This window comes from Nocardia sp. NPDC058176, from assembly GCF_042883805.1.
Classification (GTDB): Bacteria; Actinomycetota; Actinomycetes; order Mycobacteriales; family Mycobacteriaceae; genus Nocardia.
The window spans coordinates 144,419-157,027 of the sequence record NZ_JBHVVA010000008.1 but is presented as its reverse complement, the minus strand read 5'-3'; the positions used below and the strand labels follow the sequence as shown (position 1 = coordinate 157,027).

The following is a 12,609-nucleotide window of genomic DNA, read 5'->3' as shown; positions in this document are numbered from 1 at the left end:
CCACCGATGACCACCGCGCCGAACACCGCCGAACTCACCGACCTGCTCACCGTCGCCACCCAGGTACTCGACGGCGTCGTCGCGCGGTTCGTCGAAGGTGTCGGCGCGCCGAGCGCGGTGACCAAGGGCCGCAACGACTTCGCCACCGAACTCGACCTCGAACTGGAACGCACCATCTCCGCCGAGCTGCACCAGCGCACGGGGATCGCGGTGCACGGCGAGGAATTCGGCGGTCCCGCGCTCACCTCCGGCACGGCCTGGGTGCTCGACCCGATCGACGGCACCTTCAACTACTCCTCCGGCCACCCCATGTCGGGCATCCTGCTCGCGCTCGTGCACGAGGGCGAACCGGTGATCGGGCTGACCTGGCTGCCCGCGCTCGGACGCCGGTACGCGGCGGTCACCGGCGGGCCCGTGTACCTCGACGGTGTGGCCTTGCCGCCGCTGGAACCGGCCAAGCTCGCCGACGCGATGATCGGTTTCGGCGCCTTCAACCTCGATTCGGCGGGCCGCATCCCCGGCCAGTTCCGCTTCGACCTGCTCGGCGCGCTGAGCAGGCTGTCCTCGCGGGTGCGCATGCACGGCGCCACCGGCATCGACCTGGCCTACACCGCCTCCGGGGTGCTCGGCGGCGCGGTCGTGTTCGGCCACCATCCCTGGGACAACGCGGCCGGGGTCGCGCTGGTGCGGGCCGCGGGTGGCGTGGTCACCGATCTGGCGGGCGCGCCGTGGACGATCACCTCCGGCTCGGTGCTGGCCGCCGCGCCCGGCGTGCACGCCGAACTCCTGGAAATGATTTGCACGGTCAGCGACGAGGAACGAGGCTGAACACCATGACACCGCGCACCGACGAACGGGCGAGTACGACGAGCACCCTGGCGGTCCGCGTGATCCCGTGCCTCGACGTGGACGCGGGCCGGGTGGTCAAGGGCGTCAACTTCCAGAACCTGCGCGACGCCGGTGATCCGGTGGAGCTGGCCGCCACCTACGACGCGCAGGGCGCCGACGAACTGACCTTCCTCGACGTCACCGCCTCCACCGGCGACCGCGGCACCATGCTCGACGTGGTGACCCGCACCGCCGAGCAGATCTTCATCCCGCTCACCGTCGGCGGCGGGGTGCGCACGGTCGCCGATGTCGACCGGCTGTTGCGCGCGGGCGCGGACAAGGTGTCGGTGAACACCGCCGCCATCGCCCGCCCCGAGGTGCTCTCGGAGATGTCGCAGCGCTTCGGTTCGCAGTGCATCGTCCTCTCGGTCGACGCGCGCACCGTGCCCGACGGTCAGCCCGACACCCCGTCGGGCTGGGAGGTCACCACCCACGGCGGCAAGCGCGGCACCGGCATCGACGCGGTCGAATGGGCCATCCGCGGCGCCGAACTCGGCGTCGGCGAGATCCTGCTGAACTCGATGGACGCCGACGGCACCAAGGCCGGTTTCGACCTGCCGATGATCGCGGCCGTGCGGGCCGCGGTGCACGTGCCGGTGATCGCCAGCGGCGGTGCGGGCGCGGTCGGGCACTTCCCGCCCGCTGTGCACGCGGGCGCCGACGCGGTGCTGGCCGCGAGCGTGTTCCACTTCGGCGACCTGACCATCGGCCAGGTCAAGGACGCGATGCGCGCGGACGGCATCACCGTCCGCTGAGCGACTCGGGCGCCGCGAAGACCAGCGTGGCGTCGGGGGCCTGTCGAATTCCCTTGGGCAGGTGATGGAATCACGCTGAGTGGATGGGAATCGGTATCCGCTCCGACGGTGTTGCCACCGGGATGAGCATTGGAATCGCCCTCGCACCGTCGGCCCTCGACCAGTCCGACAACGCCGTCGACACCGCCATCGCGCAGGCCCGTGTGGCCGCGGACGCCGGATTGAGTTCGGTGTGGACCGGACAGACGTTCAGCAATGACGCCATCACGCTCGCGGCGCTGTTCGGGCGCGCGGTGCCCGGGATCGAGGTGGGCAGTTCGGTGGTGCCGGTGCCGGGCAGGCACCCGCTGCTGGTGGCCAGTCAGGCGCAGACCGCGCAGGCGGCGACCGGTGGGCGGTTCGTTCTCGGACTCGGCCTCGGTGCCAGGGAGCTGTCCGAGCGCGCGTTCGGTGGCAGTTTCGATCGGCCCGCGCTGCGGTTGCGTGAGTTCCTCACCGCGCTGCGGGCGATCCTGGACACCGGCGAGGTCGACTTCCAGGGCGAGACGCTCACCGCGGCCAACCCGCTGCCGACCGCTGTCGCGGGCGCCCGGCCGACGGTGCCGGTGCTGGTCGCCGCCATGGGCCCGGAAGCGCTGCGGGCCACCGGCGAACTGGCCGACGGCACCGTGCCCTTCCTCGTCGGGCCGAGCGCGCTGGCCGAGCACATCGTGGCCCCGCTGACGGCCGCGGCCACCGCCGCGGGCAGGCCGCGTCCGCGCGTCGTGGCGGTCGTCCCCGGAGTGGTCACCGCCGATGTGGCGGGCGCGCGGGCCACCGCCGCCGCGAAAACCGCCTTCTACGACAGCATTCCGTCCTATCGCCGGGTGATCGAGCTCTCCGGTGCCGAGCGCGCCGCCGAGCTGGTGGTGATCGGCGACGAGGAGCACGTCGCCGCCACGGTCGCCGACTACTTCGCGGCGGGCGCCACCGAGGTGGTGTTCGCGCAGACCGACATCACCACCCCGGAAGACCAGCTGCGCACCTGGCGCCTGCTCGGCGAGCTGAACCGGGCTCGCTGACTACAGCCCCATCTCGGCGGCGATGACCGAGCGCAGCACCTCGCTGGTGCCGCCCTGGATCCGGTCGACGCGGTGATCGGCGTAGAGCCGGGCGATGGGGGAGTCGGCGAGATAGCCGACGCCGCCGTGCAATTGGAGGCAGCGGTCGATCACCCGGCCCGCCACCTCGGTGCAGAACAGCTTCGCCGAGGCGGCGCCCGCCGCGCTCAGCTCGCCCCGGTCGTGGGCGGCGACGGCGCGGTCGGCGACGGCTTCGGCCGCGTCCACCTCGGCGTGGCAGGCGGCGAGTTCGAAGCGGGTGTTCTGGAAGCTCGCCACCGGGTGGGTGAACGCGCGCCGCTCGGTGGTGTAGCGACGGGCGAACCGCGTCGCCGCCTTGGCCTGCGCGTACGCGCCGACGGCGATGCTCAGACGTTCCCGCACGGATTGCGCGGCCAGATGGGCAAGGCCGTGCTGCGGTGCGCCGAGCAGGTCGGCGGCGGGTACGCGCACGTCGGTGAAGGTGAGTTCGGCGGTGTCGCTGACCTTGCGGCCGAGGGTGTCGAGCTGGCGGGCGACCCGGTAACCCGTGGCCGCGGCGTCGACGACCAGCAGCGACAACCCGTAGTCGGGGTCCTCGGCGCGCGGTGCCGCGGTGCGCGCGCACACGATGACGCGGTCGGCGTGCACACCGCCGATGACGAACGTCTTCGACCCGTTGAGCAGGTATTCGGTGCCGTCGAGCGACAGCGGCGCGGTGGTGCGCATGCCCGCGGGTTCGATCCCGGTGCCCGGTTCGGCCAGCGCGAGGGCGAACATCGTCTCCCCGGTGACGAATCCGGGCAGCCACCGTTGCCGCTGCGTCCGCGTCGCCAGCGCCGTGATCAGGGGCAGGCAGCGGGTCACGTGCGCGCTCGAACCGCCGAAAGACACGGCGGCCCGGGCGATCTCCTCGGCCAGCACGGCGCGGAACCGGAACGACTCGACACCGGCACCGCCGTACTCGACCGGCACCTCGAGCCCGAGGACACCGAGTTCGCCCAGGCGGTAATAGAACTCGCGCGGGACCAGGCCGTCGTCGTACCACTTGCCGAAACTCGGCACCACCTCGGCGTCGATGAACGCGCGCATCGCGGCACGGAAGCGCGCGTGGTCGGCGTCGAAAACTGTTCTGCGCATCGAGGGCTCACATCTTCTGCGCACTGGCGCGCGCGTTCGCCGCCCTGGAGCCCGCTGCGGCATCGCGACAGCGGGCCGGAGGGAATGTGTCACTTACCGGAGGTGTCGATCAGGCCGTCGGCCAGGGACCAGTGCTCGCCGACGAAGGTCTGGATGCCGACGGCTTCGATCGGATAGCCGTCGCCTTCGCCGGTGTTCATCGTGATACCGGGCAGCATGAGGCCGGCGGCGACGCCGTCGAGCGAGCGCATCGCGTCCCGCAGACCCTCCCTGGTCGGGCACGTCGCCGACGACACGGTCTTGTGCAGGCTCTCGGCCATCGCCCAGCCGGCCATGGTGTGCTGGTTCTCCACGTCGACACCCGGCGCGTACTGGGCCAGCTTCGACTTGTAGGTCCGCATGCCCTCGTCGTCGGCCCAGCGCGGATCGGCGGCGTCCTTGAGGAAGGCGGCGCTCACCGTGCCCTGGACATTGGGCAGGCCCACCGGTCGCAGCGTGGCCATGGTGTTGGACACCTGGGTGAGCACGTGCAGCGGATTCCAGTCGGTGTTGCGGGCGTCGGCGGCCAGTGCCTGGGAGGCGAACTTGGGGGTCGCGAAGTTCAGCAGCACCTCGGCTTTCGAGTTCGCCAGGTTGCGGACCTGGGCGTCGACGGTGGGGTCGGTGACCTCGAAGCTCTGCTCGGCCACGACCGTGACGCCGCTGCCCTCGATGCCCTCGCGGAACGCCTTCAACAGGTCCTTGCCGAAGTCGTCGTTCTGGTAGAGCACCGCCACGGTCGCGTTCGGTCGTTCGGTCCGCACATGCTGGGCGTAGGCCAGACCCTCGGTGCGGTAGCTGGGCTGCCAGCCGATGGTCCACGGATGTTCGGTGTCGGCGCCGATCTCGGTGGCGCCGGTGGCGACGAAGATCTGCGGCACCTTGCGCTGGTCGAGGTAGTCGCGCACCGCTGCGGAGGTCGCCGTGCCGAGGGTCTGGAAGACCGCGAACACCTGATCCTGCTCGACCAGCCGCCTGGTCTCCTCGACGGTCTTGGGCGGCTGGTAGCCGTCATCGCGCACCAGGTATTCGACCTTGCGCCCGTCGATCCCACCCTGTTCGGCGTTGATGTAGTCGAAGTAGGCCTGGATCCCCTTGGGGATCGCGCCGTAGGCCGAGGCCGGACCCGAGAGCGGATACACCCCGCCCAGCTTGATCGTGGTGTCGGTGATGCCGGTGGTCTGCTGACCCTGACAGTCGCCGGTCCCGACGGTGCCGGTCTCGGCGCCGCGACCACCGCAGGCGGTGAGCGTGCCGAGCGCGGTGAGTAGCGCGGCCGCCACTCCGAGAGTGCGAATCATCCTAGTGCGCATGGTTTTTCCCTTTCCGAACACGATGTCCGAGCCAGTGCGTCGCCTGGGTGGCCAGACCGGCCAGCCCGCGGGGCGCGAGATACATGACCGCGATGATCAGCAGTCCGAAGATGACGCCGGGGGCGGCCTGGTTGACGTCCTGGGCCAGGCTGGGCACGAACATCACGAACAGCCCGCCCAGCAGCGGCCCCCAGGTGGTGCCGAGCCCGCCGACGACCAGCCCGGCCAGCAGCGTGATCGACAGCGTCACCGCGAAGGAATCCGGCGAGACGAACGCGATCACCCAGGTGTAGACACAGCCCGCGATCCCGGCGAGCAGGGCGCTCCAGGCGAAGGCGAGGGTCTTGTAGTGGGCCAGGTTCACACCGAGCACCTCGGCGGCGATCTCGTTGTCGCGCACCGCGTGCAGCGCGCGGCCCACCCGTGACCGCAGCATCCCGGCGACCAGCGCGAAGCTCGCCACGGTGGTGACCAGCGCCAGGAAATACAGCCACTGATCCTCGGCCAGCCCGGTCCAGGCGGGCGGGACGGGTTTGCCGACGGTGAGTCCCATCGAGCCGCCGGTGAGGCCGTCGAAGCGCTTGAGCAGCGGGACGACGAAGATGGCGATGGCCAGGGTGACCAGGGCCAGATACAGGCCGCGCAGTCGCAGCGCGGGCACGCCGAGGGCGAAGCCGAGCGCGAAGGTGACCGCGGCGGCGATCGGGATCGTCGCGAGATACGGGAGATCCCCGTGCTGGATCGCGATCGCGGCGGTGTAGGCGCCGATGGCGAAGAAGGCGCCGTGGCCCAGCGAGATCTGGCCGGTGTGGCCGACCAGCAGGTTCAGGCCGAGCAGGGTGACTGCGTAGATCATGGCCATGGCGAGCTGGAAGGTGTGGAAGGGCACCAGCTGGAACGGGGCCGCGACGGCGAGCAGGAGCAGCGCCGTGGTCGCGAGCAGCGGCCATCGAACGGCACCCGCTCGAATCAGGAACGACTTCGCCTGGGGGACAGCGGGTGTGGCCGTCTTGTCGGAGAGATGCACGTTGCTCATACCCGTTCCACCGCCGCGTGTCCGAACAGACCTTGCGGGCGTACCAGCAGCACGCCCAGGATGATCACCAGCGGCACCCCGATCTTGAGTTCGGTGCCGATCGCGTCGACGTAGGCGCCGGTGAGGGTTTCGGCGACGCCGACGATCAGGCCGCCCGCCACCGCGCCGCCCGGGGAGTCGAAACCGCCCAGGGTCGCCGCCGCGAAGGCGTAGATGAGAACGCCGCCCATCATGTTGGGTTCGAGGAACAGCAGCGGGGCCGACAGCACACCCGAGACCGAACCGACCAGCGCCGCCAGGCCCCAGCCGAGCGCGAGCACGGTGCCGACCCGGATGCCGACCAGCCGGGCCGAGGACGGATTGCAGGCCACCGCGCGCATCGCCAGACCGATCCCGGTGTAGCGGAACAGCACGTACAGCAGTGCCATCACCACCGCGACCACGGCGAAGATGCCGAGACTGCCGAAGCCGACGCTCACGCCACCCGCGCGAATCGCGCCCTCGGGGAAGGGGTTCGGGAACGGCTTGACCTGGTAGGACCAGATCCAGCCCGCGACGGCGTGCACGGTGAAGAACAGGCCGACGGTGACGATCACCAGGGTGATCTCCGGCGCGCCCTCGACCGGACGGATGATCACCCGTTCGATGAGCATGCCCGCGACGAAGGAGAGGGCCAGTGTGAGCGGCAGCGCCGCCCAGAACGGCATCACCTGACTCAGCTGCCAGGCCAGGAAGGCCGAGAACATGGCCAGCTCGCCCTGGGCGAAGTTGACGATGCCGGTGAACCGGTAGATCAGGACGAGGGCGAGGGCGAGACCGGCGTAGATGGCGCCCGCCGAGAGTCCTTCGATGAGTTGCTGCGCGAAATCGGTCACGGCCGCACCTGGATTCCCAGATAGGAGCGGGTGACCTGCTCGTCGGCCCTGATCTGATCCGCGGTGCCGGACAACACGATCCGGCCGGTCTCCAGCACGTGCGCCTGATGCGCGATACCCAGTGCCAGGTGGGCGTTCTGCTCGACGACGATCACCGTGGTGCGTTCCTCCTCGTTGATGGTGTGCACGATCCCGAACAGCTCCTGGGTGACCAGCGGGGACAGCCCGAGCGAGGGCTCGTCGAGCAACAGCACGCGGGGCCGCAGCATCAGGGCCCGGCCGACGGCGAGCATCTGCTGCTGGCCGCCGGACAGGCCGCCCGCCGCCTCGCGCCGCTTCTCGCGCAGGATCGGGAAGTAGTCGTAGACGCGGCGCAGGTCGGTCTCCGTGCCGGACCGGTCGCGACGCGAGTACGCGCCGAGGCGCAGGTTCTCCTCGACGGTGAGCGGGGCGAAGGTGCCGCGGCCCTCGGGAACATGGGCGACGCCGAGCCGGGCCATCGCCTCGGGGGCGCGGCCGGTCACCTCGGTGCCGTCCAGCCGCAGCGTGCCGCGCACCTTGACCATGCCGCACAGGGCGCGCAGCAGCGTCGTCTTGCCCGCGCCGTTCGGGCCGAGGATCGCGCAGACCTCGCCCTCGGCGACCGAGAAACCCACGCCGTGCAGCACTTTCGCCGAGCCGTAACCCGCGTGCAGATCGGTGACCGTGATCATGCCGCCACCCCCAGATAGGCGCGGATGACAGCCGGATCCTGTTGCACCGCTTCGGGTTTCCCCTCCGCGATCACCCGACCGAACTCCAGGCAGACCACGCGATCGCAGGTGCCCATGACGAAACCCATGTGGTGTTCGACCACGACCACGGTCAGCTCCAGCTCGGCCTGGAGCGCGCGCAGGCGTTCGGCGAACTCGTCGACCTCGCCGTGGCTGAGGCCGTTGACCGGTTCGTCGAGCAGCAGCAGCCGCGGCCGCACCGCGAGTGCCCTGGCCAGTTCGATCCGTTTGAGCGTGCCGAACGGCAGACCCGCCGCCGGGTGATCGGCGACCGCGGTCAGGTCCAGCCGGGCGAGCAGCTCGTCGGCCTCGGCGCGCAGTGTCCGTTCCTCCCGCCGCACGTGCGGCAGGCGCAGGCCCGCGGAGACGAAACCGGCGCGCGCCCGGTGGTGCGCGCCGACGAGGACGTTCTCGCGCACCGACAGCCGGGGGAACAGGCCGAGGTTCTGGAAGGTCCGGGCGATACCGAGCCCGGCCAGGGCGTCGGGCCGCACGGTCGCCAGGTCCACCTCGCGGTAGCGCAGGGTGCCCGAGGTGGGGCGGTTGCGCCGGGTCATGCAGTTGAACAGGGTGGTCTTGCCCGCGCCGTTGGGTCCGATCAGGCCGACCATCTCGCCGGGGGCGACCGTGAACCCCACATCCTGCAGAGCGGTGATGCCGCCGAAGCGCACCGTCAGGTTGGTTATCTCGAGCATGTGCCGAGACTAAAATCACAGGTCAGCGGCCACATCGGACGTTGTGGACCAAGTTGTGGGCGCCGCCTCGTCCGCTGTGGACAGTGCCCGGGCCGGTTGACACCGCGAAATCGGACATGCACACTCCCGGAACATGTTGCCTGGATCACATCTGCTCGCTCAACCGGTCTCGGAGACAGTGCAGGCCGAACGCGCGCGGATCGTCGCCTGCGCCTACGACCACGCCGACGACATCGCCAACGACGTGATGGCCAAGATCCGCGACCAGCTCCCCGGCTACGGCGCCGCCGACCCCGGTTTCCTCGCCGACGTGCACGATCAGCTCGCCCGGCTCAGTCGCACCGGACTCGGCGCGCTGCTCGAACGCAAGCGGGTCACCCCGGCCGATGTCACCTATGCGCGGCAGGCTGCCGCGCGGCGGGCGCGCTCGGGACTGCCGCTGGTCGACTACATCGCGGCCTTCCGCCTCGGTCAGCGCGCGATCTGGAAATCGCTGCTCGCCCACGCGGGGGAGACCGAGGCCGGCCGGGAGGCCGTGCTGTCGCTGGCCGGTCCGCTGGCCCGCTACACCGATCTGATCAGCACCCAGGCCACCGACGCCTACCTGGAGTTCCAGCAGTACGTGGCCGCCGAATCGGGCCGCGACGGCCGGGCACTGATGGACGCGCTGCTCGACGGCGCGCTCCCCGCGGGTGGTCCGCACCTGTCGGTGGCCACCGCGCACGGGATCGGCGCCGAACGCACCGCACCGCTGGTCGTGGTGACCGCCGTCGTGCTCGACCACTCCGCCCGCGCCGAATCCGCCGACGCGCTCGGCGAAGCCAGGCAGCTGGTGTCGGCGGCGACCGCGCGCGTCGGTGTCAACGGGTTGCGCACGCTCTCGGTGGTTCGTGAGGCGGAGATCGTCGCGATCCCGGCGCTGGCGCGCGACGGCTCGGCCGACGAACTGTGCGAGCGGCTGCGCGACATGCGCGCCGAGCTGTGCCGTGACGGGCTCGCGCTGGCGATCGGGGTGAGCGCCGCGGTCACCGAGATCGCGCAGATCCCGCGCGCCCACCGCCAGGCCAAGGCAGCGCTGGCATTGCTGCCCGAGGACGGCGGGGTGCTCGCGCTGCCCCAGATGACCCCGTTCCGCTACCTGCTGCTGCGCGCCGACGACACCACCCGTCAGCTCGTCGACCCGCGCATCGGCACCGCGCTGGCCGACGACCGCGCCCGCGGCGGAACCCTGGCCGAGACCATCCGCGCCTTCGCCGCCGCCGACATGAACCTGCGCGAGGCCGCCGAGACCCTGCGCATCCACCTCAACACGGCCAAGTACCGGCTCGGCCGGATCCAGGAACTCACCGGGCGGAATGTGCGCAGCGTCAACGACCTCGTCGAGCTGCTGGTGGCGATCGAGCTGCAGGCCGGTGTTATAAACGAGGCATGAGCCTCGACCCCGCCATCGCCGCCCGCCTCAAGCGCAACGAGGCGGGCCTGGTCGCCGCGGTGGCGCAGGAGAAGTCGACCGGTGACGTGCTGATGATGGCCTGGATGGACGACGAGGCGCTGGCCCGCACCCTCGAGACCCGCAAGGGCACCTACTACTCGCGCTCCCGGCAGCAGTACTGGGTCAAGGGCGAGACCTCGGGCCACACCCAGTACGTGCACGAGGTGCGCCTGGACTGCGACGGTGACACGATCCTGCTGATCGTCGATCAGGAGGGCGCCGCCTGCCACACCGGCACGCACACCTGCTTCGACACCGACGTGCTGCTGCCGGCGAACTAGTCGCAATCCTCGGCGAGCATCTGGTTCAGCCGGTCGGACAGGGTCTCCCCGAGCACCGCCAGCTGCGCGGTCTGGGCGTCGTCGAGGCCGTCGAGCACCAGCCTGCGGACGGTGGCGACATAGCCGGGCGCCGCCTCGATCACCTTCTCGAATCCGGCGTCGGTGAGGACCGCGTACACCCCGCGCTTGCCCGCGGTGGTGTCCCGGCGCGCCCAGCCGAGGCGTTCGAGCTTGGACACCACATGGGACAGCCGCGATAGCGACGCGTTTGCCTTGTGGGCGAGATCACTCAGTTGCAGGCGGTGTCCGGCCTCCTCCGAGAGCAGGCTCAACACCCGGAACTCGAAATGGGTGAGCCCGGACTCGCGTTGCAGCCGGGTGTCCAACGCGCCGGGGATCCGGGTCATGAGCGCGACGATCGCCTGCCACGCGCGCTGTTCGACGGGGTCGAGCCACTGGGTCATCGCCGGAACTGCCTCGCGGCCGGGCGGCGGTGGGGACGGTGTGGGACGCGCACCGGAACGAGTTTGCCACGACGTCGCTGTGGCGTCCGGGAGTTGGCGGTGGTCGTGAGGTCACTCACAGCACCGGCAGGTGCGGGTGGGTGCTACCGATCGCCGGTCATCGGCGGGGTGCCGGGCGGCGGGGTCGGCGCGGGAGCGGGCGCCGCGGCGGCCTTGGCGGCGCTGCGGCGGTTGAGCCCGCGCTTGCCCATCAGGGCCAGGACCAGTGCGAAGAGCAGGGCCGCGATGATGGCGCCGACCAGGCAGGCGCCCCGGAAGGCGGGCGCGTCGACATCGAGGATGCGCTGACCGGCGTGTGCGGCGTTGTTGCCGCCGAGCACGATGGTCAGCGTCATCAGGTTGGGGATCGCGGTCAGCAGCGCGACGATCACCGCCGCGCCCGCGATGAACTTGCCGCCCTTGCGTTTCCACACCCGGATCGCCAGCACCACCAGCAGCAGCGGGACCAGGGTGAACACCAGGCCGAACACCAGGCCCCACCAGATGCCCATCGTGAAACTGCCGTGCACCATGCTCGCCAGCCGCTGGGCCCACCAGCGCGGGATGAACGAGGACAGAATGAGATACGCGATCACCAGCACCACGACCGTGGCGACCGTGAAGATCGCCCGGTTGCGCCACACGATGGCGGTGGACTTCTGACCGTTCGACTGCACCTCGCCGGTTGTCATGGGCTCCAGCGTAAGTGCGGCGACGGCGCCGGGCGTCGATCCGTTGCCCGGCGTTTCGGCTACTCGGGTGTGCCCGCGCGTTCGCGCAGGAACCGCAGCGCCTCGTCGGCGTGCACGGCCGCGCGCAACTCGCCGGTGACGATCTTCAGGATCGTGCGATCGGTGTCGATGACGAAGGTGTGCCGCTTGACCGGGGCCAGCTTGCCCAGCAGTCCGCGCTTGACGCCGAAACTCTCGGCGACCGTGCCGTCACTGTCGGACAGCACCGGGTAGTCGAGCCGCTGCTTGGCCGCGAAACCGGCCTGCACCTCGGTGCTGTCGGTGCTGATCCCGGCGCACGAGGCGCCGATGGCGGCGAATTCCGCACTCAGATCGCGGAAGTGGCAGGCCTCGGCCGTGCACACCGGGGTGTTGGCGGCGGGGTAGAAGAACAGCACGAGCGGGCCGTCGGCGAGCAGGCCGTCGAGCGAGCGGAGCTGAGCGGACTGATCGGGGAGCTCGAACTGGGGAGCGGGCTGGCCTGGCTGCATGCCACGACCCTAGCCAGCGCTCGACCGGGAAGGAAGATCCCCGCTCGCCGGGCAGCGAACGGGAATCCACGCGATGACGGGCGCCGCCTCCGACGCCACGCACCCGTCGGGCCTACTTCTGCAGCAGCGCGGCGATCTCGGGATTGCGGATCTGCATCACGTCCAGGATCCCGTGCGCGCGCAGCAGCGGCTCGAGCTCACGGATGCGATCGCTGTGCCCGGCGTATTCGTCGGGGAAGTTCTTCTTGTCCAGCTCCTGGATGGCCTTGGCGTAGGTGACGAACGAATTGAGCGCGCTCGTCGGCGACGACTGCTGGCCGGGACCGTAGTGCTGCTGCGACGGGGCGGCCAACCGGCCGTCCTGTGCGCCCTGGTGCGAGGGGTACAACCTGGCTCCTCTCGGGAAGGGAATTACCGCATGCGACATGGAACGCGCGCGAGTGTAGGTGATCCCGATCACGCCGGGATATCGAATGGGGTCGGGCCAGCGCACGGCGGCGGCGGGCAGCCTGGGATGA

General features: G+C 70.6%; 15 protein-coding genes. 5 read left to right on the top strand and 10 right to left on the bottom strand.

The annotated features are described in order from the left end of the window. The first annotated feature begins 6 nt into the window (after positions 1-6). The 3 genes from ACFVVM_RS30475 to ACFVVM_RS30465 all read left to right on the top strand — a co-directional run bounded on the left by ACFVVM_RS30475 (position 7) and on the right by ACFVVM_RS30465 (position 2,704). A complete protein-coding gene (locus ACFVVM_RS30475) occupies positions 7-828 on the top strand; it encodes an inositol monophosphatase family protein (RefSeq protein ID WP_387625343.1) in 822 nt (273 codons plus the stop codon). A 5-nt stretch (positions 829-833) separates the two neighbouring features. Next, a complete protein-coding gene (hisF, locus tag ACFVVM_RS30470) occupies positions 834-1,643 on the top strand; it encodes an imidazole glycerol phosphate synthase subunit HisF (RefSeq protein ID WP_387625341.1) in 810 nt (269 codons plus the stop codon). Between the two features lie 122 nt (positions 1,644-1,765). Next, on the top strand, positions 1,766-2,704 hold the full coding sequence (locus tag ACFVVM_RS30465; protein WP_387625339.1) for a TIGR03564 family F420-dependent LLM class oxidoreductase: 939 nt from the start codon (positions 1,766-1,768) through the stop codon (positions 2,702-2,704). Here ACFVVM_RS30465 and ACFVVM_RS30460 read toward each other — a convergent pair whose 3' ends face one another. The 6 genes from ACFVVM_RS30460 to ACFVVM_RS30435 form a co-directional block, all read right to left on the bottom strand. Then, positions 2,705-3,862, bottom strand: coding sequence for an acyl-CoA dehydrogenase family protein (locus tag ACFVVM_RS30460; RefSeq protein ID WP_387625337.1), 1,158 nt, complete (start codon positions 3,860-3,862; stop codon positions 2,705-2,707). Positions 3,863-3,951: 89 nt separating this feature from the next. Next, positions 3,952-5,202: an ABC transporter substrate-binding protein gene (locus tag ACFVVM_RS30455; RefSeq protein ID WP_387625335.1), complete on the bottom strand. Its 1,251-nt coding sequence runs from the start codon at positions 5,200-5,202 to the stop codon at positions 3,952-3,954. A gap of 1 nt (position 5,203) precedes the next feature. After that, on the bottom strand, positions 5,204-6,250 hold the full coding sequence (locus ACFVVM_RS30450) for a branched-chain amino acid ABC transporter permease (RefSeq protein WP_387625333.1): 1,047 nt from the start codon (positions 6,248-6,250) through the stop codon (positions 5,204-5,206). After that, the gene (locus ACFVVM_RS30445) at positions 6,247-7,125 is read right to left on the bottom strand and encodes a branched-chain amino acid ABC transporter permease (RefSeq protein WP_387625331.1); all 879 of its coding nucleotides are present in this window, start codon (positions 7,123-7,125) and stop codon (positions 6,247-6,249) included. The genes ACFVVM_RS30450 and ACFVVM_RS30445 overlap by 4 nt, the downstream gene beginning before the upstream one ends. After that, positions 7,122-7,838, bottom strand: coding sequence for an ABC transporter ATP-binding protein (locus ACFVVM_RS30440; protein WP_387625329.1), 717 nt, complete (start codon positions 7,836-7,838; stop codon positions 7,122-7,124). The genes ACFVVM_RS30445 and ACFVVM_RS30440 overlap by 4 nt, the downstream gene beginning before the upstream one ends. Then, on the bottom strand, positions 7,835-8,593 hold the full coding sequence (locus tag ACFVVM_RS30435; protein WP_387625327.1) for an ABC transporter ATP-binding protein: 759 nt from the start codon (positions 8,591-8,593) through the stop codon (positions 7,835-7,837). Before ACFVVM_RS30435 ends, ACFVVM_RS30440 begins: the two co-directional genes overlap by 4 nt. Positions 8,594-8,726: 133 nt before the next feature. On the opposite strand from ACFVVM_RS30435, the gene ACFVVM_RS30430 reads away from it, so the two are divergent. After that, positions 8,727-10,025, top strand: coding sequence for a PucR family transcriptional regulator (locus ACFVVM_RS30430; RefSeq protein WP_387625325.1), 1,299 nt, complete (start codon positions 8,727-8,729; stop codon positions 10,023-10,025). Then, the gene (hisI, locus tag ACFVVM_RS30425) at positions 10,022-10,366 is read left to right on the top strand and encodes a phosphoribosyl-AMP cyclohydrolase (protein WP_387625323.1); all 345 of its coding nucleotides are present in this window, start codon (positions 10,022-10,024) and stop codon (positions 10,364-10,366) included. Before ACFVVM_RS30430 ends, hisI begins: the two co-directional genes overlap by 4 nt. Here hisI and ACFVVM_RS30420 read toward each other — a convergent pair. From ACFVVM_RS30420 to ACFVVM_RS30405, 4 genes are all read right to left on the bottom strand, one after another. Continuing rightward, positions 10,363-10,830 carry a MarR family winged helix-turn-helix transcriptional regulator gene (locus ACFVVM_RS30420; RefSeq protein WP_387625321.1) on the bottom strand — a complete coding sequence of 156 codons (468 nt, stop codon included), beginning with the start codon at positions 10,828-10,830 and terminating at the stop codon, positions 10,363-10,365. The two genes, hisI and ACFVVM_RS30420, sit on opposite strands and share 4 nt — an antisense overlap. A gap of 143 nt (positions 10,831-10,973) precedes the next feature. Then, positions 10,974-11,561, bottom strand: coding sequence for a permease (locus ACFVVM_RS30415; protein ID WP_387625319.1), 588 nt, complete (start codon positions 11,559-11,561; stop codon positions 10,974-10,976). A gap of 59 nt (positions 11,562-11,620) precedes the next feature. After that, the gene (locus ACFVVM_RS30410; protein WP_387625317.1) at positions 11,621-12,091 is read right to left on the bottom strand and encodes a peroxiredoxin; all 471 of its coding nucleotides are present in this window, start codon (positions 12,089-12,091) and stop codon (positions 11,621-11,623) included. Between the two features lie 112 nt (positions 12,092-12,203). Further along, on the bottom strand, positions 12,204-12,479 hold the full coding sequence (locus tag ACFVVM_RS30405) for a hypothetical protein (protein WP_387625315.1): 276 nt from the start codon (positions 12,477-12,479) through the stop codon (positions 12,204-12,206). Positions 12,480-12,609 lie beyond the last annotated feature (130 nt).

Coding starts and splice junctions, on each gene's coding strand:
- ACFVVM_RS30435 (WP_387625327.1), bottom strand. CDS start 8,593: ATGCTCGAGATAACCAACCTGACGGTGCGCTTCGGCGGCATCACCGCT.
- ACFVVM_RS30455 (WP_387625335.1), bottom strand. CDS start 5,202: ATGATTCGCACTCTCGGAGTGGCGGCCGCGCTACTCACCGCGCTCGGC.
- ACFVVM_RS30465 (WP_387625339.1), top strand. CDS start 1,766: ATGAGCATTGGAATCGCCCTCGCACCGTCGGCCCTCGACCAGTCCGAC.
- ACFVVM_RS30450 (WP_387625333.1), bottom strand. CDS start 6,250: ATGAGCAACGTGCATCTCTCCGACAAGACGGCCACACCCGCTGTCCCC.
- ACFVVM_RS30440 (WP_387625329.1), bottom strand. CDS start 7,838: ATGATCACGGTCACCGATCTGCACGCGGGTTACGGCTCGGCGAAAGTG.
- hisI (WP_387625323.1), top strand. CDS start 10,022: ATGAGCCTCGACCCCGCCATCGCCGCCCGCCTCAAGCGCAACGAGGCG.
- ACFVVM_RS30420 (WP_387625321.1), bottom strand. CDS start 10,830: ATGACCCAGTGGCTCGACCCCGTCGAACAGCGCGCGTGGCAGGCGATC.
- hisF (WP_387625341.1), top strand. CDS start 834: ATGACACCGCGCACCGACGAACGGGCGAGTACGACGAGCACCCTGGCG.
- ACFVVM_RS30475 (WP_387625343.1), top strand. CDS start 7: ATGACCACCGCGCCGAACACCGCCGAACTCACCGACCTGCTCACCGTC.
- ACFVVM_RS30415 (WP_387625319.1), bottom strand. CDS start 11,561: ATGACAACCGGCGAGGTGCAGTCGAACGGTCAGAAGTCCACCGCCATC.
- ACFVVM_RS30460 (WP_387625337.1), bottom strand. CDS start 3,862: ATGCGCAGAACAGTTTTCGACGCCGACCACGCGCGCTTCCGTGCCGCG.
- ACFVVM_RS30430 (WP_387625325.1), top strand. CDS start 8,727: ATGTTGCCTGGATCACATCTGCTCGCTCAACCGGTCTCGGAGACAGTG.
- ACFVVM_RS30410 (WP_387625317.1), bottom strand. CDS start 12,091: ATGCAGCCAGGCCAGCCCGCTCCCCAGTTCGAGCTCCCCGATCAGTCC.